Source organism: Streptomyces noursei (genome assembly GCF_016917755.1).
GTDB classification, from domain to species: domain Bacteria; phylum Actinomycetota; class Actinomycetes; order Streptomycetales; family Streptomycetaceae; genus Streptomyces; species Streptomyces yunnanensis.
In genome coordinates this window covers 7725822-7748609 of the sequence record NZ_CP070326.1, presented here as the reverse complement: position 1 = coordinate 7748609, position 22788 = coordinate 7725822, and the positions used below count along the sequence as shown (strand labels likewise).

The 22788-nt window shown below is 72.5% G+C and carries 18 protein-coding genes and 2 pseudogenes; 13 read left to right on the top strand and 7 right to left on the bottom strand.

The genetic code is table 11. The features are described 5' to 3' along the window. The first annotated feature begins 126 nt into the window (after positions 1-126). The 5 genes from JNO44_RS33830 (at position 127) to JNO44_RS33810 (ending at position 5217) form a co-directional block, all read left to right on the top strand. Positions 127-1938 (top strand): TIGR03767 family metallophosphoesterase, encoded by a 1812-nt coding sequence (locus JNO44_RS33830; protein WP_205367729.1) that lies wholly within the window; start codon positions 127-129, stop codon positions 1936-1938. 289 nt (positions 1939-2227) lie between these two features. Then, a complete protein-coding gene (locus tag JNO44_RS33825; RefSeq protein WP_205367728.1) occupies positions 2228-2569 on the top strand; it encodes a hypothetical protein in 342 nt (113 codons plus the stop codon). Positions 2570-2764: 195 nt separating this feature from the next. Then, positions 2765-3715, top strand: coding sequence for a hypothetical protein (locus JNO44_RS33820; RefSeq protein ID WP_229921791.1), 951 nt, complete (start codon positions 2765-2767; stop codon positions 3713-3715). Between the two features lie 19 nt (positions 3716-3734). Next, positions 3735-4394: a hypothetical protein gene (locus tag JNO44_RS33815; protein ID WP_205367727.1), complete on the top strand. Its 660-nt coding sequence runs from the start codon at positions 3735-3737 to the stop codon at positions 4392-4394. Beyond that, complete coding sequence (locus JNO44_RS33810; protein ID WP_205367726.1) at positions 4375-5217, top strand: inositol monophosphatase family protein; 843 nt, start codon at positions 4375-4377, stop codon at positions 5215-5217. Before JNO44_RS33815 ends, JNO44_RS33810 begins: the two co-directional genes overlap by 20 nt. A gap of 14 nt (positions 5218-5231) precedes the next feature. Here JNO44_RS33810 and JNO44_RS33805 read toward each other — a convergent pair whose 3' ends face one another. Further along, positions 5232-6419, bottom strand: coding sequence for an ArsB/NhaD family transporter (locus JNO44_RS33805; protein WP_235095672.1), 1188 nt, complete (start codon positions 6417-6419; stop codon positions 5232-5234). 193 nt (positions 6420-6612) lie between these two features. Here JNO44_RS33805 and JNO44_RS33800 point away from each other — a divergent pair, with 193 nt between their 5' ends. The 3 genes from JNO44_RS33800 to JNO44_RS33790 all read left to right on the top strand — a co-directional run bounded on the left by JNO44_RS33800 (position 6613) and on the right by JNO44_RS33790 (position 15109). After that, positions 6613-12429 carry a WD40 domain-containing protein gene (locus JNO44_RS33800; protein ID WP_205367725.1) on the top strand — a complete coding sequence of 1939 codons (5817 nt, stop codon included), beginning with the start codon at positions 6613-6615 and terminating at the stop codon, positions 12427-12429. A gap of 388 nt (positions 12430-12817) precedes the next feature. Then, positions 12818-14182, top strand: a complete 1365-nt coding sequence (locus tag JNO44_RS33795; protein ID WP_205367724.1) for a rhodanese-like domain-containing protein — start codon at positions 12818-12820, stop codon at positions 14180-14182. Between the two features lie 156 nt (positions 14183-14338). After that, positions 14339-15109, top strand: a complete 771-nt coding sequence (locus JNO44_RS33790) for a sulfite exporter TauE/SafE family protein (protein WP_205367722.1) — start codon at positions 14339-14341, stop codon at positions 15107-15109. A 78-nt stretch (positions 15110-15187) separates the two neighbouring features. Here the strand turns inward: JNO44_RS33790 and JNO44_RS33785 are convergent, their stop codons facing one another. Continuing rightward, positions 15188-15466 (bottom strand): metal-sensitive transcriptional regulator, encoded by a 279-nt coding sequence (locus tag JNO44_RS33785; RefSeq protein WP_189861589.1) that lies wholly within the window; start codon positions 15464-15466, stop codon positions 15188-15190. A gap of 85 nt (positions 15467-15551) precedes the next feature. Between JNO44_RS33785 and JNO44_RS33780 the strand changes: the two genes are divergently transcribed. Next, positions 15552-16151, top strand: coding sequence for a rhodanese-like domain-containing protein (locus JNO44_RS33780; protein ID WP_205367720.1), 600 nt, complete (start codon positions 15552-15554; stop codon positions 16149-16151). A gap of 48 nt (positions 16152-16199) precedes the next feature. On the opposite strand, the pseudogene JNO44_RS44605 reads toward JNO44_RS33780, so the two are convergent. From JNO44_RS44605 to JNO44_RS33755, 5 genes and pseudogenes are all read right to left on the bottom strand, one after another. Next, positions 16200-16463 (bottom strand): annotated as a pseudogene (locus tag JNO44_RS44605) (agmatine deiminase family protein); the annotation flags it as partial. Between the two features lie 156 nt (positions 16464-16619). Beyond that, positions 16620-17057, bottom strand: a pseudogene (locus tag JNO44_RS33770) (ATP-binding cassette domain-containing protein); the annotation flags it as partial. 123 nt (positions 17058-17180) lie between these two features. Further along, a complete protein-coding gene (locus JNO44_RS33765; protein ID WP_205367718.1) occupies positions 17181-17354 on the bottom strand; it encodes an oligopeptide/dipeptide ABC transporter ATP-binding protein in 174 nt (57 codons plus the stop codon). 435 nt (positions 17355-17789) lie between these two features. Then, positions 17790-18032 carry a hypothetical protein gene (locus tag JNO44_RS33760; RefSeq protein WP_205367716.1) on the bottom strand — a complete coding sequence of 81 codons (243 nt, stop codon included), beginning with the start codon at positions 18030-18032 and terminating at the stop codon, positions 17790-17792. 98 nt (positions 18033-18130) lie between these two features. Next, positions 18131-18595: a protein kinase family protein gene (locus JNO44_RS33755; RefSeq protein WP_205367714.1), complete on the bottom strand. Its 465-nt coding sequence runs from the start codon at positions 18593-18595 to the stop codon at positions 18131-18133. A gap of 195 nt (positions 18596-18790) precedes the next feature. Here JNO44_RS33755 and JNO44_RS33750 point away from each other — a divergent pair, with 195 nt between their 5' ends. From JNO44_RS33750 to JNO44_RS33735, 4 genes are all read left to right on the top strand, one after another. Beyond that, positions 18791-19348, top strand: coding sequence for a TetR/AcrR family transcriptional regulator (locus JNO44_RS33750; RefSeq protein WP_205371010.1), 558 nt, complete (start codon positions 18791-18793; stop codon positions 19346-19348). Positions 19349-19411: 63 nt separating this feature from the next. Continuing rightward, on the top strand, positions 19412-19993 hold the full coding sequence (locus tag JNO44_RS33745) for a TetR/AcrR family transcriptional regulator (protein WP_205367711.1): 582 nt from the start codon (positions 19412-19414) through the stop codon (positions 19991-19993). Between the two features lie 308 nt (positions 19994-20301). After that, entirely contained in the window at positions 20302-21396 is a 1095-nt protein-coding gene (locus JNO44_RS33740) for an agmatine deiminase family protein (protein ID WP_205367709.1), read from the top strand. Positions 21397-21554: 158 nt separating this feature from the next. Next, entirely contained in the window at positions 21555-22691 is a 1137-nt protein-coding gene (locus JNO44_RS33735; protein WP_205367707.1) for an agmatine deiminase family protein, read from the top strand. The last annotated feature ends 97 nt before the right edge of the window (positions 22692-22788 follow it).

Genomic DNA, 22788 nt, shown 5'->3' with positions numbered 1-22788 from the left:
ATGGGTGTGCGGCGTTCCGGGCGCGTTCAACTCCCGGCCACGCGCACCGAGCATCCTTCGGAACGAGAGATTCCGATTGGTGACACCGCTGTGGTCGGGCGCGCCCGCCACCGCACGGAGGGCCCCATGGCCGGAATTGCATCCACCACCGACCGTCGTCGATTCCTCCTCAGCTCCGGTGCCGCCGTCGTTGCGGTCGGCGCCGCCTACGCACTCCCGGGCCAGCGCAGCAGCGCGCACCCGGTCGCCGACCCGGCACCGGCCGACACCGGCGCGGCACCCGCCCGCCCCGCCGTGAAGCGAGCCGCACCGTACGGCGCCACCACGCTCCAGACCACCGCCCGGCTCACCGGCAGCGGAGGCTACCGGCACCTCGTCTCCGGCCCCGGATGGCCCCTGGTCGTACGGGGCGAACTCGCCGCCGCCCGGCGCGGACGCGAGGACCGGCGGGCCGCGCTGGCATGCTTCGTGCAGTTCACCGACCTGCATGTGGCCGACGTCCAGAGCCCGTTGCGGACCGAGTACCTGCGCGCCGGCTCGCCCGGATCGTGGCGGGGGCAGGAGGCGCTGTCGGTCGCCGGCGCGGTCTCGCTGGTCGAGCAGGTCAACGCGCTCGGTGGCGGCCCCCACACCGGTCGACTCCCGGCCTTCGTGATGTCGACCGGCGACAACATGGACAACAACTCGATGGTGGAGCTGGAGTGGTTCCTGACGCTGATGAGCGGCGGCCGGATCACCCCCAACACCGGTGACCCGGCCGCGTACGAGGGTGTGCAGAACTGCGGCCTCCCGCTGTACTGGCACCCCGACGCCGGCCTGCGCGACCAGGACAAGCTGCGCGGGATGCCACGGATCCCCGGCTACCTGGAGGCCGCGATACGCCCCGTCACCAGCCCGGGCCTGCGCATCCCCTGGTACTCGACGCCAGGCAACCACGACGACCTGCCGGGCGGTTGCCTGGCCCCGCAGGACCCGTTCCTGAGCGACTACGTCACCGGGGCGCGCAAGCTGTTCTCCGTGCCGGATGCCGACGTGGCCGCCTTCAACAAGGTGCAGGAGTCCGGCGACGACCCCAAGAGCACCGTCCTGAAGGAGATCCTGCGGCACAACGCCCGCCGGGCGCGGACCGTCACCGCCGACCCGCGCCGGCGCCTGGCCACCCCGCACGACTACCTCAGGGCACACCTGGACCCGGCCTACGCCGGCGCGGGGCCGATCGGGCACGGGTACACCGAGAACCACCTGGACGGCGACCGGATGTACTACACCTTCCGCATCGCGGACGGCGTCGTCGGCATCAGCATGGACACCACCTACCGCAGCGGCCACTTCGAGGGCTCGCTCGGGACCGAGCAACTGCGTTGGCTGGAAAGGACCCTGGCCGCCCACAGCGCACGCCACTACGACGCCGACGGACGCCTGGTCCGCAACCCCGCCGCCGACGACGCGCACGTCCTCGTCTTCAGCCACCACCACAGCCCGAGCATGACCCGGCGCCCCGACGCGGCCCGCACCGACGAGATCCGGCACGACGGCGCGGAGGTGATCGAGCTGCTGAGCCGGTTCCCGAACGTGGTCGCGTGGATCAACGGGCACAGTCACGTCAACCGCATCACGCCGCACGCCCATCCGGTGCCGGCCCGCTCCTTCTGGGAGGTCAACACGGCCTCCCACGTGGACTACCCCCAGCATGCCCGGCTCCTCGAACTCGTCGACAACCAGGACGGCACGCTGTCGCTGTTCACGACCCTGGTGGAGTCCGCCGCCCCGCACCGGGCGGACTTCGGTGACCTCTCCGCGGTCGGCCTCGCCTCCCTCTACCGTGAGCTCGCCTACAACGCGCCCGGACTCGCCGCCGGAATGGGCAGCGGCGTGCATGAGGAGATGGCGGGTACGGCGGCGGACCGCAACACCGAGCTCCTGGTCCGGCGGGGGTAGCGGCGCCGTCGCGGTCCGCTCGGACCGGAACGCGGGTATCTCGCGGGGCCCGAATTGGGCTTATCGGATGGGTTTTTGGACAAGCCCTTGTGTGAATTAGTGTTTCTCGCGTGATATTCCCGAGATCGCCGAGACGGTGGGTTATCCGATAAGCGGGGCGGATTCTGGTCGTGGCAGTCGTGAAATTCAGCGTGTCACTGACGAGTTGGGACAAATTCCGCACTAGTTTGCATAGCCGTACGAAGTCGATCAACTTCTGATCGCTTCCGTTCGACCTACCGGAGATGAAATGCGCAAGCTTCGTAAGGCCGCCGTTGTGATCGCCGTACTGGGCAGCGTTGGCCTCCTCGGCGCCGGCACCGCAAACGCCCATGGCGGAAACCAGGGCGGGACGAGCTCCTTCTCCAGCGACGGGGAGGACGGCGGAAAGAAGGGTGGGAAGGATGGGATGTTCAACGTCTCCCAGGGCACACAGTGCCGCTCGCACGACCTGAACATCGACATCCTCGGTGCGGTCGGTGTCCTCGACGGCGCGCTGGGCAACGCGCTCAACGGCGAGGGCGCCGCGGGCGCGCAGGAGACCAAGATGGGCTCCAGCATGGGTTGTAACAACGAGGCCTTCCACAAGTAAGGGCAGAGCGCCCCGGTATCGAGCAGCGGCTCGATACCGGGGCTTCCGCTTGCCCGGCGGCGGGCTTCGATGCCACGTCAGAGGACCGGTGCGGTAACTCCCTTGCGCAGGAAGGATCTTGCAACTGCAAGGCAACCCTGGCCAGAGCTGTCCCGTTGCTCCTACGATGCCAGGGAACGGGGAGGGGGACTCGACGTGGGACAGCGTGTGGGGCGGGTGGAGTTCGTCGTCGCATGGGCGATCAGAAACCTGGACGGACTCATCGCCGTGGGGCTCGGCCTGACCATCGGCCTGATGGACGTCTTCGGTGATGTCATCAGCGACAAGGTGTCGTCCGGCGCGACGCTGCTGGTGCTCGGCACGCTCGCGGTCGGCACGATGACGGAGCGGCTGCGCCGCAAGTCCGACATCCAGGGGGCGTCCGCGGAGACCCGCCGCGCCCTGGAGGACCTCGCCATGGTCCGCTCCCTCTCGGGGGACCAGGTCGGCGACGCGTTGGAACGGGCCCGCGCACAGACCAACCGCTGGTACTTCAAGGGCGGCACCGGCACGTATCTGCGCGCCGTCACGCTGCCCCGGTGCGTCGAGGCCGCCACCCGCCAGCGCTCCCAGCTCAGCATCAAGATCGACATCATCAACCCGGCGGAGGAGCAGACCTGCGCCGCCTACGCCCGCTTCCGCCAGACCTTCGCCCGCCGCCACAACGACGACTCGGCGCACGCCTGGACCGCCGACCGCACCCGCAAGGAGGCGTACGCCACGGTCCTGGCCGCCTGCTGGTTCCGCCAGCGGCTGGACACCCTGGAGATCAGCGTCCACCTCTCCTCGGGCGTCCCCACCCTCCGCTTCGACCTCTCCGAGTCCTGCCTGGTCATCACCCAGGACGACCCGAACCGCGTCAACCTCCTGGTCGCCCGCGACCAGCCGCTCTACGACTACTACGTCACCGAACTGCACCAGAGCCGCGAACAGGCCGTCCGCCTCGACCTGCGCGGCGTCGCCCCCCTGGGCGACGAGCCCACCGTCGACGAGGTCCGCGCGGTCTTCGACGACGTCGACCTCCCCCTTCCCTCGGTGTTCAGCGACGCCGATGTCGCGGAGATCATCGAGAAAGCCCTGCACGCTGAGGACCCCTACCGGAGGTGAGACGCCTCGGGCGCGGCTCATGGACTACGACACGCTCGACCGACTGCTCCGGCCCGGCACCCCGCGGGAGGCACCCCGCGCCAGCGTCACCGGCGCCCTGGAGGACATCGCCTGCGGCAAAAGGGAGTTACGGGCGGTCCGCCACCCGCTCGGCTTCCTGTGCCTGCCGCTCGTCCGCGACGGCGCCCGCGGCGTCTGCGTCCACCTCTTCGGCACCGGCACCACCGCCGACCCCACCGCGGCCCCCATGCACGCCCACAGCTGGGAGCTGCGCAGCTATGTCCTCTACGGCCGGGTCGGCAACCTCCCGGTCACCGTGACGGACGAGGCGCGCACCCCCACCCACCGGATCTTCGAGGTCTTCAGCGCCCCCTCGGGCGTCGACGAACTGCGGCCCACCGCCCGCCTGGTGCACTGCGAACCGGGCCCCGCCGCCTCCAGCGGCAGCGGCGAGACGTACAGCCTGCCGGCCGGGGAGTTCCACGCCACCGTCGTCACCCGCGGGCAGCCCGCCGCCACCTTGGTGCTCGGCCGGTCGCTGCCCGGTCACACCGACCTCTCCCTGGGCCCCCTGCACGGCCGCGGCCACCGTACGGTGCGCCGGCTGTGCGGCGCGGAACAGACCGAACGGACCGTCCGCACAGCACTCAGGAGGATCCATGCCGAGCAGCATGAGTGACCGGGACGCCGCACCGTACGCGAGCGAGACGCGGGTGGCCGTCGCCGCAGCCGAGGAGGCCGGGGCCCTGCTGCACGGCCGGTTCGGCACGGCGCGCGCGGTGGGCGTCAAGGACGCCGCGGGCGACGTCGTCACCGACCTCGACCTGGCCGCGGAGAAGCTCATCCTCGCCCGCCTCCAGACGCACTTCCCGCGCGACCGGATCCTGTCCGAGGAGGCGGGCCTCCTCGACGCGGTGGGCAGCCGCACCTGGTTGGTGGATCCGCTCGACGGCAGCAACAACGTCGCGATCGGTCTGACCGCGTACGCCGTCGGCATCGGGCTGTGCGTGGACGGCGCGCCGGTCGTCGGCGTGGTGCACGAACCGGTCACCGGCTCCACCTGGCGGGCCGTCCGCGGCCAGGGCGCGTCCTGCGGCCTGCACCGGCTGCCGGGTCCGTCCGGCGCGGTGCCGCGCAGCGGGCCGGTGGTGGCCTGGACCCAGGGCCACGCGGTGGACCGGGCCGACCCGGTGGCCGCGGGACTGCGGGGCCAACTGGAGCGCCGCACCCGGCGGGTGCTCCAGCTGTGGGCGCCGCTGCTGGGCTGGAGCATGCTGGCGCGCGGCGCGATCGACGGCTTCGTCGGCTACTGCGCGGAGGGCATCGACTTCCCCGCGGGCGCCCTGCTGGCCGCCGAGGCGGGCGTGGAGTTCCGCACCCTGGCCGGCGGCCCCTTCACGGTGTGCTCCGCCGGCCCGGACGCCGACCGCAGCTTCGTCGCCGCCCGCGGTGACACCCTGACGTACCTGCTCGACGTGGTCGCCGCCGCGCAGGCGGCCTGAGCGGGGGCCGGCAGTCAGCCCACCGCCAGTGCCGCCGTCGCCGCCAGCGTCGCCGTCACGGCCAGCACGAACCCCGTCCCCATGAAGCGCCGCAGCGGGATGACGGTGCCCTGGCCGCGGCACCGCTCGAACCACAACAGCGTCGCCAGCGACGCCCACGGCGTGACCAGCGGTCCGACGTTGGTGCCGATGAGCAGCGCCAGCAACTGATGGTGGTTGCCGACCGGCACCGCCGCCTCGCCCGCCATGTAGACCGGCAGGTTGTTGAGGACGTTGGACAGGCCCGCGCCCACGCCCGCCGAGCGGAGCATGCCGCCGAGGCCGCCGTCCGGCCCGACCGCCGCCGTCAGCAGCGTGTCCAGCCCGTGTGCGTTCACCGTCTCGACGACCAGGAACATCCCCGGCACCAGCACCAACAGCCGCCACGGCACCAGCGACCACCGCAACTCGGCCGGGCGCCGCACCGCGAACGCGACGACCACGATCAGCATCGTGGTCAGCGACGCCGACCACAGCGGCACGTCCGCGACGAGGATCGCCACCAGGAAACCGGCACACGCCAACGCGCACACCCGGAACAACAGCGGATCGCCCGGCGCCCGCCGCTCCGGCGGTGTGTACCCGTCAGAGCCTCGCCGCCCGCGTCGCCAGTAGAAGCCCCACAGACACGCCATCGTCACGGCGACGGCGGCCAGTTGGGGCAGACCCATCGTGGCGGCCATCGCGGTGGGGGAGAGCCCGACCCGGTCCGACGCCAGCAGGTTCGTCAGGTTCGACACCGGCAGCAGCAGGCTCGCGGTGTTGGCGAGCCAGACCGTCGTCATCGCCAGCGGCACCGGCGCGATGCCCACCCGCCCGGCCAGCGCGAGCATCACCGGCGTCAGCAGCACCGCCGTGGTGTCCAGGTTCAGCGTGATGGTGGTGAGCGACGCGAAGAGCACGCACAGCCCGAACAGCCGCGGATAGCTGCCTCTCCCGGTCCGCGCCACCCAGGACGCCACCGCATCGAACACCTCGGCCCGGCCGGTCAGTTCGGCCATCACGATGACCGTCGCCAGGAAGACCAGCAGCGGCCCGATCCGGGCCATCGCGTCGCCGGCGGGCGCGGCCGGCAGCAGTCCCGTGGCCACGCACACCAGGCCGCAGGCGAGCAGCCCGGCGGCGAGCCAGTCCAGGGGATGCAGACGCTTGAGGAATCGCACGCCCGACAGCGTCGCACACACGGCCGGACGGGACGGGGGAGAGGGGAAGATCGGGGCCGGCCCGTGCCCGAGCCGCCCACCGCCGCCCGTCCGCGCCCCAACGTCCATGACCCCCACGCCGGTTGACCTAAATCCCACGTGTGATCCCTTCAACCACCTGCCCCGCCGCCCCCCGACCTCCTACGATGGGGACATGGTGACTGACGGGGAACTGCTCGGCCGGACACGTGACTTGGACTTCTTCATCAGCTACTCGCCCGCCGACGAACAATGGGCGTCCTGGATCGCGTGGACTCTGGAGGAAGCCGGGTACCGCACCGTCATCCAGGCGTGGGACTTCGTCGCGGGCACCAACTTCATCGACTTCATGGACCGCGGCGTCAGCGAATCCGTCGCCGTCATCGCCGTCCTCTCCGGCCACTACGGCCGCTCCACCTACGGCCGCATGGAATGGCAGGCCGCGCTCCGTGCCGAACCCGAGGAGCCCGAGCGCAAACTGCTCACCGTCCGCGTCGAGGACATCCCCATCGAGGGCCTCCTCGCCACCATCACCTACGTCGACCTCGTCGGCGTCGCCGACGCCGCAACCGCCCGCAGCCTGCTGCTCACCCGCGTCGGCCAGGCCGTCGAGGGCCACGCCCGCCCCGGTCGCCGCCCCGGCTACCCTGGCTCCGTCACCGCCAGCGGCTCCTTCCAGCTGCCCGGGCCCGGCACCCCCGACGACCGGCAGCGTCCGCTCGGCCGCACCGGCTGGTCCGGCCGCCGTCGCCCCGCCCGCGCGCCCCGCTACCCGCAGGCACCCGGCGCGGCCCGCGACCAGAGCGCCCTGACCGTCCTGCACCTCGCCGGCCCAGACTTCGGCCGCGGCCGCGAACCGGACGCGCTGCGCCGGGAGATCCGCGGCGACCTCGTCGAGCTGAAGGACGCCGGCGCCCCCGCGCCCGACCTCCTCGTCGTCACCGGCGACCTCACCGCGTCCGGCAGCCCCCGCGAATGCGACCAGGCCCTCAGCTTCCTCACCGGGCTGCGCTCCCAGCTCGACCTGCCGCCGCAGCGCGTCGTGGTCGTCCCCGGCAACCAGGACGTCAGCCAGGCCGCCTGCCGCGGCTACTTCCACACCTGCGAGGCCGACGAGGTCCCGCCGCAGCCCCCGTACTGGCCCAAGTGGCGCCACTACACGCGCCTGTTCCGCGGCCTCTACGAGGGCCTCGACACCGTCTTCGACAGCGACCAGCCCTGGACCCTCTTCCCGGTGCCCGAACTCCACACCGTCGTCGCCGGGTTCAACTCCTCCATCGCCGCCAGCCACCGCCCCGACGACCAGTACGGCTTCCTCGGCCGCGACCAGGCCGCCTGGTTCGCCGAGGCACTGCGCGGCTACGAGGAGGAGGGCTGGCTGCGCATCGGCGCGCTCCGCCACCCGCTCACCGGCCGCCGTCGCCCTCAGGACACCCCCGGCGGCCCCGGCACGCTCCGCGACGTCGACACCTTCACCCGCCTCGCCGCGCCCCGCCTGCACTTCGTCCTGCACGGCCCGAGCGGCGGCCCCCGCACCACCGGCGGCGAGCCGTCCCACGACCACCTCCCGCTCCAGAAAGGCAGCCTGCCGCTGTACGGTCCGGCCGCCCCCGCCGGGTTCGAGCTGCTGCGCGTCACCGCCGACGGCGTCACCCGCTGGACCGGCGCCGGCGGCACCGAACCGGCCGTCTTCCCCGTCACCTGGCACGGCGCCGGACGGATCTTCACCCCGCCCGGCGAGCCCGCGACCCCGCCCGCCGCCGCCCCGCCCTCCGACCACCGCGCCGTCGACGCACCCGTCGACTCCCTCGCCGAACGCGTCAAGGAGGTCTGCCGCGCCCGGCAGGAAGGCGTCCGCCTCCGCGACGTGCCCCGCGCGGCCCCCGACGACCTCGCCCAGATCATGGTCACCTGGAGCGACGAGGGCGTGGTGCGCCAACAGCGCATCGCCGTCCACCCCGGCACCCCCACCGACGCCGAACTCGACCGCTTCCTCGCCCAGGCCCACGCCACCGACACCGGCTCCGAGGCCGAACTGGTCCACGACGGCCCGCCGCCCGCGCAGTCCCTGCGCGAACGCGCCGGGCGCCGCGGCGTCCGGGTCCGCAGCTTCCTGGAGTTCCAGGGCCTCCTCGACCTGCGCGGTTACGTCAGTGCCCAGACCGCCCGGCTCAGCAACGACGACCGCTACGCCCCCGACCTCTACCTCCCGCAGCGCTACCGCGACGCCGAACGCTCCGAGGCCGACGAGCGCGACCACCTCGTCGAGGCCATGCTCCAACTCCTGGAGACCGACCACGGCCGCTTCATACTGCTCCTCGGCGACTTCGGACACGGCAAGACCTTCGCCCTGCGCGAGCTGGCCCGCCGCATACCCGAACGCCTGCCGCACCTCACCCCGCTGCTGATCCCGCTGCACACCCTCGACCGCGCCCACAGCCTCGAAGGGCTCGTCGCCGCCCACCTCGCCGGCCACGACGTCGACACCATCGACCTGCGCGCCCTGCGCTACATGCTCGGCCAGGGCCGCGTCGTCCTCCTCTTCGACGGCTTCGACGAACTCGTCAACCGCGTCAGCTACGACCGCGCCGCCGACCACCTCCAAGTGCTCCTCAACGCCGCCGTCGACAACGCCAAGATCGTGGTCAGCAGCCGCACCCAGCACTTCAAGTCGCAGGACCAGATCCTCACCGCCCTCGGCGAACGCGTCGGCCTGCTCCCGCAGCGCCGCATCCTCGCCGTCGAGGGCTTCGTCCCCGAACAGATCCGCGCCTACCTCGTCAACCGCTACGGCGACGAGGAGACCGCCGACCGCCGCTTCGAACTCCTCGGCAACATCCCCGACCTGCTCGCGCTGTGCGCCAACCCCCGGCTGCTCAGCTTCGTCGCCGACCTCGACCCCGACCAGCTGCGCGCCGTCGCGGGCGCCGGGCGCGCCCTGAGCCCCGCCCGGCTCTACGAGGACGTCTTCACCGCCTGGCTCGCCCACGAGGAGCGCCGCGGCCAGGGCGGCCCCGGCGCCGCCCCCGGCCTCACCCTCGACCACCTCTGGGCCGCGGTCACCGCCCTCGCCCGCCGCCTGTGGGAGACCGGCCGCAACGGTCTGCACCTCGACGAGCTGACCGACACCGTCGCCGCCGCCCTCGCGGGACTCGCCGGCACCACCCTCACCACCCAGGAGAGCGCGCAGGCGATCGGCGCCGGAAGCCTGCTGATCCGCACCGACGACGGCCTGTTCCAATTCATCCACGGCTCCGTCGTCGAATGGCTCATCGCCCGCGAGGCCGCCGACCGCCTCGCCGACGGCGACAGCACCCTGCTCGCCGCCCGCCCGCTGAGCGCCCTCGCCGTCGAGTTCTTCTGCGACCTCGCCGACCACGACCTGAGCACCGCCTGGGTCCGCACCGTCCTCAACGCCCCCGGGCCCGGTGTCAGCGACGCGGCCCGGGCCAACGCCGTCCGCGTCATCGACCGGCTCCGCGTCCCCGCCGGCGCCGACCTGCGCGCCGCCCGCCTCTCCGGCGAGGACCTCTCCGGCCGCGACTTCTCCGGCGTCGATCTCACCGGCGCCGACCTCACCGACACCCGCCTCATCGGCGCCAACCTCTCCGGCGCCGTGCTGCGCGACGCCCGTCTCAACGGTGCCCGCCTCGACCACGCCGACCTCTCCGGCGCCGATCTCTCCGGTGCCGATCTGCGCGGCGCCCGGCTCACCCGGGCCGATCTGCGCGGCGCCCGCCTGACCCGCAGCCGCTGGCACCGCGCCGCGCTCATCGACCCGCTCACCGACCCGCAGGTCCGCGCCGCCCCCGAACTGCGTACCGCCGCCCTCGCCCCCGGCATGCCCGTCGAGGTCGGCTTCCGCCCCGCCGCCGTCGGTGTCCCGTACGGCTTCGACATGCGCACCAGCCGGCTGCCCGAACCCCTCTCGTACAGCCCCGAGGGCGAACTCCTCGCGGTGGGCAGCGAGGACGGCGGCGTGCTGGTCTGCGCCGCCGACACCGGCCGCGCGATGCGCACCCTGCACGGCCACGAAGGCCGGGTCTACGCCGTGAAGTTCCGCTCCCGGGTCCTGGCCACCGGCGGCGCCGACGGCACCGTGCGGCTGTGGGACCCGGTCTCCGGGCGCCAGCTGCACCGCCTGGACGTCCACCCCGGCGGTGTCTGGCCGGTCTCCCTCGACGACGCCGGGACCGTCGTCGCCACCGGCGACGCCGACGGCCTGGTCACCCTCTGGGACACCGCGACCGGCGAACCGCTGCACCAGCTCCCCGGCCACACCGCCCCCGTCTACACGGCGGTGTTCGGCCCCGACGGACACACCCTCGTCACCGGCGACGCCGCCGCCAACCTCCGCATCTGGGACACCCGCACGGGAGAGTGCACCGGCAGCCTCGACGGCCATGAACGCGCGGTGTTCCGCGCCCGGTTCAGCCCCGACGGCACCCTCCTGGCCACCGGCGACCACGGCGCCGACGGGCACGGCACGGTCCGCGTCTGGCATCTCGCCGACCGCCGCCTGCTGCACACCTTCACCGGCCACACCGGCCGCGTCTACACCCTCGACTTCCACCCCGAGGGCAACCTCCTGGTCAGCGGCGACACCGACGGCCAGGTCCGGTTGTGGGACCCGGTCGTCGGTGCCCCCGCCGGAGCCCTGGAACGCTGCACCGGCGCCGTCTACCAGGTGATGTTCGGCAACGGCGGACGCCTCCTCGCCGCCTGCGACAGCGACGGCACGGTCCGCCTGTGGCGGGTCGCCCTCTCCGGCGGTCACCGCGCCATCAGCCTGTTGCGCCAGCAGCCCGTCGAACACCGCGGCTCCGCCTGGGCCTGCCGCTTCCGCCCGCAGGACAGTCAGCTCGTCACCGTCGGCAACGACGGCGGCGCCCAGATCTGGGACGCCGACACCGGCCAGGGCAAGCGCATCCTGCGCGGCCACGGCCGCCGGGTCAACACCGTCGCCTTCAGCGCCGACGGCACCCGCCTCGCCACCAGCGGCAACGACGGCATCGTCCGCCTGTGGGACGCCCGCACCGGCCGCCGCACCGCCGAACTCACCGGCCGCGGCGACCGGTTGATCTCCGCGGTCTTCAGCCCCGCCGGCCCGATACTCGGCACCGCCAGCAACGACGGCGACGTCTATCTGTGGAACGCCGTGACCGGTGAGTACCTCCGCGAGGTCGACGTGGAGACCGACCACACCTGGGCCGAGGCGTTCAGCGTCGACGGCACCCTGCTCGCCACCGCCAACGACGACGACTCCGTCCGCCTGTGGTGGCGCGCCACCGGCGCCCATGTCGCCACTCTCGCCGACCACCGGGGCCGGGTGCGCTCCATCGCCTTCCGCGGCGACGGCACCGCCCTCGCCACCGGCTGCGACGACGGCCGGGTCCGCCTGTGGGAGCAGGAGAGCGGCCGTCTGGCGGCCGAACTCGACGGCCACGGCGACCGCGTCTACGCCGTCGCCTTCGGCTCCGACGACGACTGGCTGGCCAGTGCCTCCTGGGACGGCACCGCCATCATCTGGCGCGACGGCGCCCCCCGCCACGTCCTGGCCGGACACTACGGACGGCTCTGGACGGCCGTCGCCCACCCCCGGCTGCCACTGCTCGCCACCGCCGGCGACGACCGCGTCATCTGTCTCTGGGACGCCCGCACCGGCACCCGCCTCGCCCGCCTCACCGGCCACACCGGGCGGGTCTTCTCCCTCGCCTTCAGCCCCGACGGCATCCGCCTGGCCAGCGGCGGCGAGGACGGCACGGTCCGGCTGTGGAACGTCCCCGCACCGGACGGCCCGCCCACCCCGCACGCCACGCTCCTCGGCGTCCCCGGTGGCTGGGCGGCACTGACCCCCGAGGGCGGCTACAAGTACGAGGGCGAGGTGGACGGCGAGTTCTGGCACGTCGTCGGCATGGCCCGCTTCACCCCCGGCGAACTGGACGAGTACCTTCCGGGCGTCCACCGCCTTCCGCTCGACGCGGAGCTGTGACACCGCGGGACGGGACGGACCGCGCCGCCGCGGCGGCGGGCCGGGCGCATGGGGCGTCCGGCCCGCTCCCGCCCCCGTGAACGGGGCCACTCATCAGGGCCCGGCCGCGTCCGCAACGGGCCGATCGCCGCTGTGTCGAGCATTGCTGTGCAGATCACTGCTGCATCGATCGCTGCTGCGCGTGTTGTTCGGCGGTATCTGCTGATATCCGCCGGCGGGCCGTGGGCCCTCCGGATCCAGCGCGGACGCCGCAGGCCGCGCTCTCCTCCCGTCCGTCGCGAGGGACGGGTGCACAGGCGATGCCGCATCCTGGAATACCCCCCTGGGTATCTCTGTTAGGGTGAAGGAGATACCCCCGGGGGTACCTGATCCGGAAGGAGCCGTCACCGTGTACTTCGTCGACACCCTGGAGATCGCGGGCCTGGGCAACCGCAGCTATCTGGCCGGCGGGCCACGGACCGCGGTCGCCGTCGACCCGCCGCGCGACATCGACCAGGTGATCGCCGCCGCCGCCCGTCGCGGAGTGCGCATCGCCTATGTGGTCGAAACGCACCTGCACAACGACTACGTCTCCGGCGGGCTGGAACTGGCCCGAGTCACCGGGGCCCACTACCTGGTCCCGGCCCGCGCGCATGTGTCGTTCGCCCGCACCGCGGTCGCCGACGGCGACACCGTCACCGTGGACGAGGGGCTGGTGCTGCGCGCGATCGCCACACCGGGCCACACCCCGCACCACACGTCCTACGCGCTGGAGGACGAGGGGCGCCCGGTGACCGTCTTCACCGGCGGGTCGCTGCTGATCGGCGCCGTAGGCCGTCCGGACCTGGTCGAACCGCGACTGACCGAGCAGCTGGCCCGCGCCCAGCATGCCTCGGCCCACCGGCTCGCGGATCAGCTCGGCGACGAGGTGTCGGTACTGCCCACCCACGGGTTCGGCAGCTTCTGCTCCGCCACCCAGTCCGAGGGGAGCCCCACCACGATCGGCCAGGAGCGCAGGACCAACGACGCACTCACCCTGGACGCCGACACCTTCGTCGCCCGACTGCTGGCCGGTCTGGACGACATACCGGCGTACTACGTGCACATGGGCCCGACCAACGCCGCCGGCGCCGCCCCGCTCGACCTCACTCCGCCCGAGCCCGCCGACGCCGCCCTGATCGCCGAGCGGCTGGCGGCGGGGGAGTGGGTGGTGGACCTCCGCAACCGGATCGCCTTCGCCGAAGGGCACGTGGCCGGCTCGCTCAACTTCGAGGGAGAGGGCCAGCTCGCCACGTATCTGGCCTGGCTGATCCCCTGGGGCAAGCCGGTCACCCTGCTCGCCGAGACGCCGGGGCAGATCGCCGAGGCGCAGCGGGAGCTGGTCCGCGTCGGCATCGAGCGACCGGTCGCGGCCGCCACCGGCACCCCGGCGCGCTGGGTCCCCGAGGGCCAGGCGCTCGCGTCGTTCCCGCGCGCCACCTTCGCCGACCTCGCCGCCGCACTGACCCGCGGCGCGCGTCCGGTGGTCCTCGACGTGCGCCGGCACTCGGAACGCACTCAAGGACATGTCGAGGGCTCGACGCACATACCCCTCCACCAGCTCCACCACCGCCTGGACGAGGTGCCGGACGGCACGGTGTGGGTGCACTGCGCCGGCGGCATGCGCGCGGCGATCGGGGCCTCCCTGCTCGACGCCGCGGGGCGGCAGGTCGTCGCCGTCGACGACGGTTTCGCCGCCGCGGCCGCAGCGGGACTCCCGCTCGCCCGCCCCTGAACTCCCGCACCCCGTCAAGCGAAGGCACGTCATGCTCCACTTCCGCCGCGGCCCGGACGGCCGCCACATACCCCGACCGGCGCCCGCTCCGACCGGCGTCGGCGCGCCGTCACGACGCCCGGTCCCGGAGCCCTGCGGGCGGAGCGGACCGCTCTCGTGACCGCCCTGATCCTGGCCCTGCTCGCCGGGGCCCTGGTCGGCCTGGCGCTCGGCGCCCTCGGGGGCGGCGGCAGCGTGCTGGCCGTTCCCGCGCTGGTCTACCTGCTCGGGTTCACCCCCGCGGCGGCCACCACCGCCAGCCTGTTGATCGTCACCGCGACCTCGCTGACCGCGCTCTACGCCCATGCGCGCGCGGGCCATGTCCGGTGGCGGACCGGCGTCGCCTTCGCGGTCGCCGGGATCCTGCCCGCCGCCCTCGCCGGAGCCGCCGCCGCGCACCTGCCCCAGGCCGTTCTCACCCTGGCCTTCGCCGTCATCGCCACGCTGGCCGCGGTCCGGATGCTCCGGCCGGCCCGCCCGTCGGAGTCGACCGGGGACCGTCGACCGCGGCCGGCGAAAGCGGCGGGGGTCGGAGCGGGACTGGGGGCCCTGACCGGGCTGCTGGGTGTGGGCGGAGGGTTCCTCGCAGCCCCGGCCCTGGTCACCGTTCTGGCCTTCGACATGCAGGCCGCCGTCGGCACCAGCCTGCTGGTGATAAGCGTGAACTCCCTGGCCTCGCTGGCCACCCGCGCAGCCTCGACGGTCACCCTCGATTGGGCGGTCATCGGCCCGTTCGCCGCCGCGGCGATCCTGGGCGCCTGGGACGGCAAACGCCTCGCGGCGAAGGTCTCCGGCCGCGGCCTGCAGCGGCTCTTCGCACTCGTGCTGCTGACGGTGGCGGCGTTCATGCTCGTCGACGCGCTGACCCGACTGGTCCGGCCGACATGACCGGGACCAGGGTCGGTCCGATGGGTCAGAGCCGGCCCGGGGCCTGTCCGACCCTGACCCATCGGACAGAGGCCCCAGCTAGGCCAGCGACAGGAACAGCTTCTCCAGGCGGGCCCGCATCTGGTCGCGATCCCCCGCGGCCTGCGCCCCGTCGGCCATACAGTGCTGCAGACCCGTCGCGATGATCGCGAAACCGGCCCGGTCCAGTGCCCGTGAGACCGCCGCGAGCTGCGTGATCACGTCCTCGCAGTCCCGGCCGTCTTCGATCATCTTGATGATCCCGGCGATCTGCCCCTGCGCCCGACGCAACCGGTTGAGCACGCTCTTCAGCTCGTCGGCCGCCATCGCCATCTCCATGACATCCTCCTGAAATACCCCCCAGGGTATACTACTCCGTGTGGTCCCCCCACCGGACGAAGCGCAAGGAAAGGGAAACCCGCACATGAGCGCCTCCGCCTCCGCCTCCGCCTCCGCCTCCGCCTCCGTCACGACCGTCGACATCGCCCGTGCCGCCGAGCACCTGCACCATTACACCGTCATCGACGTGCGCACCCCCGGCGAGTACGCCGCCGGGCACCTCCCCGGTGCCCACAACATCCCCCTGGACCACCTCGACGCCGCCCTGCCCGCGCTCAAGATCGCGGCGGCACGCGCCGGACTCCTGATCGTCTGCGCCTCCGGCAACCGCTCCGGCACCGCCTGCGCGCAACTCGCCGCCGCCGACATCCCTGCCGCCTCGCTCACCGGCGGCACCGCCGCCTGGGCCCAGCAGGGCCACCCGGTCGACCGGGACGATCGCGCCGCAACCACCTGGCCCATGGAGCGCCAGGTACGCCTCGCCGCCGGCTCCCTCGTCGTCGCCGGCCTCGCCCTGGGCACCCGCTACCGACGCGCCCGCTGGCTGTCCGCCGCCGTCGGCGGCGGCCTGGTCTTCTCGGCCGTCACCGACACCTGCGGCATGGCGGCCCTGCTCGCCAAGCTCCCCCACAACCAACCCCGCACCGCCGACCTCGACGCCACCCTGGCGGCCCTCGGCCGCTGACCCCCACCACCGGCCGCCCGACCGGGCCGGGTCAGGGGCGGGGTTGGCACACAGGGTGACGGGTTCGCACTGCGCGACGGTGCGTGCGATCAGGGCGATGTTCGCCTGGACGCCCGGTAGCTTCGGCCCCCAGACGTCGGTGCTGTCGGGCCAGGCCATCCAGGTCCTGGTGTGGGCGACGGTGTCGATCGGGACGGCGAGGCCGGACGCCGCCCAGCCGACTCCGGCCGCGGCGAGTCCCGCGGCGGCCAGGAAGCTCCTCCTGCCGAGCGGGCGGTGGGAAGGGGTGCGGGGTGCGGAGCGGTCGGTCATCTCGGGACTCCGATCAGTCGTGCGCACGGCGGTCGTGTGCGGGCCGGTCGTGCGCAGGCCGGTGGCGTACGGGGTGGTGGTGCATGGGCCGGTGGTGTACGGATCGTTCGTACGGATCGGCGGTGTGTACGGGACTCGCGTGCGGTGCCGGTGCGGCTACCGGGTACGGCGGGCCGTGGCGATGGCCCGGGGATCCCACCCGGGGCGGGGGACCGAGTCCAGCAACAGCCGGGTGTAGGGGTGTTGGGGTGAGCCGAGGACGTCGGCGGTGCCGCCGGATTCGACGATCCGCCCCTGGTGCATGACGACGATGTCGTCGGTGATGCAGCGGACCACGCCGAGGTCGTGCGTGACGAACAGATAGCTGGTGCCGGTCTGCACGCGGATGTCGGCGAGCAGGTTGAGGATCTGCGCCTGTACCGAGACGTCGAGTGCGGCGACGGCCTCGTCCAGGACGAGGACGGCGGGCTCCACCGCCAGGGCCCGGGCGATGGCGACCCGCTGCCGCTGGCCGCCCGAGAGCTGCCGGGGCAGTGCGCCCGCGGCTCGGGTGCCCAGACCGACCTGGTCGAACAGCTCGGCCACCCGACGAGAGGGATCGACCCGGGGGATGTGGAGGCAGGTCACGAGGTGGCCGGGTTCGTCCGGCACCGTGCGCTCGCCGGGTGCCTGCTCCGCGCAGACGGCGGTCGCGGAAGCGCAGCGCGGCGCGAACGGTCAGCCGGTCAACTCCGTGCGCAGGTCCGGAGGTTGGCCTTCGAGGGCCGTCAGTCGTCCGCTGGGTGCGTGGAGCCGCGGGGTGGCGGCGAGCGGCGCGCTCGTGTACGGGTGCCGCGGCCGGGCGAACAGCGCCTCGGCGGAGCCGGACTCGACGATCCGCCCGGCGTACATGACGCACACCCGGTCGCTGATGGCCGCCGCCAGGCCGAGGTCATGGGTGACAAAGAGCAGTCCGGTGCCGCCCCGTTGGCAGGGTCCGTCTGCCGGCCCAGGCTGAACACCACGTCGTCGGCGCTCAGTACGCCGCCGTCGTGGAAGCGCACCCCCGGCCGAAGGAGGCCGGCGACGGAGCCCGCGTGGCCGGGCGGCGCGACCATGGTCACCGGCTCGAACTCCGCGATGGCACGGGCCACGTCCGCGTACTCCTGTCGTGCCGTCTCCAGCACGGTGCCCCACAGGTCGTGCCGGAGGTAGCCACAGGCGACAGCCCGCCGCAGCGCTTCCATTGACTGAAAGTTCAGTCAATGGAGAAGGCGTGACTTTCGAAGGCCGGCTGCGCTTGTCGATCGGTTGCCGGCGCCTTGGCGTGGCGGGGAGGGGGACGGGTCAGGCGTCCTTGGCGGAACGATTGAGGGAGACCGTCACCGAACCGTCTCCGGGTACGGCCTCCACCAGTCGCACGATCACGATCTCCCGGCCGTTGGCACTCCGGACGCAGAAGGGGTGCTGGTCATCGAGTTCGCTGAACTTCAGCGAGGTCGCCGGGTTGCGGTCGATGCCCTGGAGACAGTCGGCAGGGGTCAGACTGTCGCCGGGAGCGATGAAGGCGTCGCTGTCCTCGGGGATCACGAATGCGGTGGCCGTGCGCGACAGGTACCAGTCGACGTTGGACTCCGGTACGACCTTGCCGTTCCGCAGGTCGAACTCGCAACTCGGGTCAGGGGAGGTCAGCCCAGCGCCCGCGTACCCCGGGCGGAACCCGTCACCGGGCGTCCTGCGCCTGCTCTGTCCCCGAGGGCGGCGCGGAATCCTCCGGGGGGTAGTCGAAGTAGCAGCAGCACCGTCTCCACCGGCAGCCCACCGTGCCGACGGAGCACCGCGTGCAGCGAGGGAGCGGGTACGTAGGCCGTCGCCGGCCACGGTGTCACCGCGTCGACACCCGCATCGACGACCTGGGCGGTGTACAGGCCGTGGATGCGTCGGGCGTTGGCCACCTCCTGTACGAACCGACGGCGGAACTCGGGGTCCCCGGCAAACTCCGGCCCTACCACCTTGAGGGCCACCACCGGCCGGCCGCCCGGCGTGTACGCGAGGTACACGTGCCCCATGCCGCCCGGGCCGAGCCGGGCGTGCAACCGATATCCGCCGATCTCCTGCGGGTCGTCGGCGGTCAGGGCCGCGAAGGCGGCCAACGCGCCGGGGTGTTCGGTGGTCCGATGGCCCTTTCAGGCGGAAGTGGCGGACGAGGGCTGACGGAGGTGCGGGGCTCGTGGACAAGGTGCGGCGACTCTAACTGAAATTTTAGTCAATCCATGGCCACCCCGGCGGAGAGGGCGTGCGAGGGCTGGTTAAGCTGGATAACTGTGAGCGACCGGAGAACAGCGATCATGGAGGCGGCGGCGCGGGTCATCGCCCGGCGCGGGGTCCGCGGACTGCGGGTCGAGGAGCTGGCCGCCGAGGCCGGCGTGTCCACCGCGCTCATCTACTACCACTTCAAGGACCGGGCCGGAATCCTGCGCCGGACCCTGGAGTTCATCAACGACCGCGCCGGGAGCTACACCACGGAGCGCGCCCCGGACGCCGCCCCCCTCGATCCCCGGCAAGAGCTGGAGCAGGCCCTGCTGTTGGAGCTCCAGGACGACGACACCATCCGGGAGAACAGCACCGCTTGGGGGGAACTCCGCGCCAGCGCCATCTTCGAGCCTCATCTGCGCGAGGACCTGGCCAAGGCCACACTGGTCTGGGTCCAGGAGATCGCCGACCTGCTCGGCCGGGTGCGTCCCATGGCGACCGCCGCCGCCCTGGCCGTCGCCGCCGAGCGGCTGACGGCGTTGGTGGAAGGGCTCAGCATGCGCTGGCTCAGCGGCATCCTGCCCTTGGACCACGCCCGTGAGCTGGTGCTGGACGCCGTCGAGGCGGAGTTGGAGCGGCTGGGACGCCGGTAGGACCAGCCGTTTCCGGCATCCTGCGCGAGTCCCCCGCCGTACCCCAGTGGTTACGGTACGAACGTGACTACCCGACGAGCCGAACTGCTGGCAGCGACCTGCCGAGTGATAGCCCTGCGGGGGGTCCGGGGGCTGCGCGTGGAAGACGTGGCCACCGAGGCGGGCGTCTCCAAAACGCTGATCTCCTACCACTTCCGCGATCGTGCCGGCCTGGTCGCCAGCGCCCTTGAGTACGTGAACGCCCGGGCCGAAGGCTATGTGGCCGGCGCGGACGATGACGAGACCCCCGTCCGGGAACTGCTGCTCGACCTCCTGTCGGCGGAGTTCCAGGACGACACCGCCGTGCGTGAGAACTCCGCCGTGTGGGGCGAGGTGCGGGCGGCCGCGACCTTCGACGAAGGGCTGCGGCCGACGCTGGCGTCACTGACCGAGCGTTGGCTCGTCGACATCGCCGAGCTCGTCGCGGACGGCCAGGACGAGGGGAGCGTCCCCGCGTCGGTCGACTCCCGGGCCGCGGTCCGGCTGACCTCCCTGGTGGAGGGGCTGAGCGGGCGCTGGCTGGCCGGTCTGCTCACCACTGCCGAAGCCTGGGCGCATGTGGCCGCCGCGCTGGAACGCGAGCTGGCCGAGGGTCCGCAGGGCTGACGCCGGACGGTTGCCGTACGGATACGGGGGACACGTCTGCGTCTCGCATTGACTGAAAATCCAGTCAGTGTCATAGTCTGAGAGAGCGCGGCGCCGCGCCCCGACCCTCCTCGGGTGCATGCACCACGCCTGCCCCGACGGCACGGAGCGGCACGGGCCGTCGCCGCCGCAGGTCCCGCAGCACGCCTCGTCGGCGTGAACACCGCTGGACGCCACTGGACGCCGGTGAGCGGGACGTCCCGTCCCCGGTCCGGCCAGGACCCGGCGGCCGATGCCGTCCGACATCACGGATTCGATGTGGAGCCCCCATGAACGACCTCCCCGCGGGCAGGTGGCTGCTCGACGCCTTCCTCGGCCCGCGCCCGTCGCGAGGAGCCTCGCCCGATGGCACGGACGGCGCCAGGTGGCGTGTGCCGGCCGACGACGTTCCGCACACCCGAACCTGGATGTCCTGGCCCTCCAGGAGGTCCATCTGGGGACGGCAACTGGCAGGCGTGCAGCAGGACATCGCGCTCATCGCCCGCACGGTCGCGGCGTTCGAGCCCGTCGTCCTGTGTGCGCCGGACGAATCCGCCGTAGGTGAGGCCCGTGCCGCCTGCGGCCCGGGGGTCACCGTGATCGGCTCGATCCCCACGGACGATCTCTGGATGCGCGACACCTGTGCCGTCTTCCGGCGCGACGGACGCGGAAATCTCGACGCCGTGAGCCTCAACTTCAACGGGTGGGGCGGAAAGCAGAAACACCGCGACGACGCCGAGGTGGCCTGGTGCGTCGCCGAATTCAACGGAATTCCCCTCACCGAGGCGGAATTCGTCGGAGAAGGCGGGGCGATCGAGACCGACGGCGACGGCACGGTGCTGGCCACCGAGAGCAGCCTGGTCAACAAGAACCGCAATCGCGGGATGAGCCGCGACGAGATCGAGGAGGAGGTCCTCGCGGCCTACGGCGCCGAGAAAATGATCTGGGTTCCCGGCGTCCGCGGCCGGGACATCACCGACAACCACATCGATGTCACATCCCGCTTCGTCCGGCCCGGCGTGGTCATGGTGCAGCTTCCCCCGGACGACCGGAACGACGTCTGGGCCCGGGACGCGCGTGAGCAGTTCGCCATCCTGTCCGCCGCAACCGACGCGAAGGGGCGGCGCCTGCAGGTCATCCGCGTGGACGGGCCGGACACCGTCCGTGCGCGGAGCTCGACGTTCGTGGATTCGTACCTCAACTTCCATCTCGTCAACGGCGCCGTCGTCACCGCGCAGTTCGGCGACCCGAGGACGGACGCCGCGGCCCGCCGCGCCCTGGCCGAGGCGTTTCCCGGGCGTCAGGTCGTACAGCTGGATGTCGACCGGCTCATGGGCGGCGGCGGTGGAATCCACTGCGCCACCATGCACGAACCCATTCCGTAGTCCATCAACACGTACACCTCTTTCGGCAGGCGCCGTCCCGAAATGGCGCTGGCCATCGGATATCCCTCGCCCTCAGGGCTCGAAATTCAGGATGATTCCCCTTTCCTGAAACCAGGCTCGTCAGCTGAATGCCGGAGTTCTCTGTGCCGCTTTCCCCCATGTCCCGCCGCAACGTGCTGCGCTCCTTCGCGGGTGTCGGTGCCCTCGCCCTCGGAGCCGCGGCCTGCGGTCCGCGCAACACCCCGGCTGCGGCGCCCTCCGGATCGCCCGCTCGGAAACGGAACGGCCGCTGGTTCGGCGCCGAGTGGGAGAGCCACGCCCGCACCTTCATGTCCTGGCCCGCCCTGGAGTCGGTCTGGGGCGAGCAACTGCCGTCCGTACAAGAGGACATCGCCCGGGTCGCCCGTGCCGTCGCGGAGTACGAGCCCGTGGTGCTGATGGCCCGCCCCGAGCAGCGGGACGCGGCCCAGCGGGCCTGCGGCTCCCAGGTCGAGGTGATCCCGCTCATGGTCGACGACCTGTGGGCGCGCGACACCGTTCCGCTGTTCGTCGAGGAATCCGGGGGCATCCTGGGCGTCGACCTCAACTTCAGCGGCTGGGGGAACAAGCAGGAGCACCGCAACGACGCCCAGGTCGGCCGCCGCCTGCTGAGCAAGTACGACATCCCGCGCGCTGAGGCCCCGTTGGTCGCCGAGGGCGGTTCCTTCGAGACCGACGGCGAGGGCACCTTGTTGATCACCGAGAGTTCGGTGGTCAACAAGAACCGCAACCCGGGGAAGAGCCGCGACCGGATCGAGGACGAGATCAAGACCAGTCTGGGCATCGAGAAGGTGATCTGGCTGGCCGGCGTACGGGGCAAGGACATCACCGACGCGCACGTCGACAGCATCGCCCGGTTCACCGCGCCGGGTGTCGTCCTCGTGGACCGTGCCTTCCCCGACAGCCCCCCGGACGTCTGGTCCCGCGCGGCCGACCAGGCCAGGGCAGTGCTCAAGGACGCCACGGATGCTCGTGGCAAGTCCGTGCAGGTCATCGACCTGCCGCAGCCCGATCTCGACAAGATCACCGGTCGGGGCGACGCCTTCGTCTCCACCTACGCGAACTTCTACGTGGCCAACGGCGCGGTGTTCGTGCCCCGCTTCGGCGACGCCAAGGCCGACGACCGCGCGAAGGGCATCCTGCAGGAGCAGTTCCCCCAACGCGACATCGTTCAGGTGAAGATCGACACCATCGCCTCGGGCGGCGGCGGCATCCACTGCTCGACCCACGACCAGCCCGGCAAGCCGGCCAAGTAGAGGCGACGAGGACGGCTCGGCCTTTCGGCGGGGACCGCTGGCCTGGACCCGTGAGGCCCGGAGTCACCGAAGTCGACTCCGGGCCTCACGCGGGCAG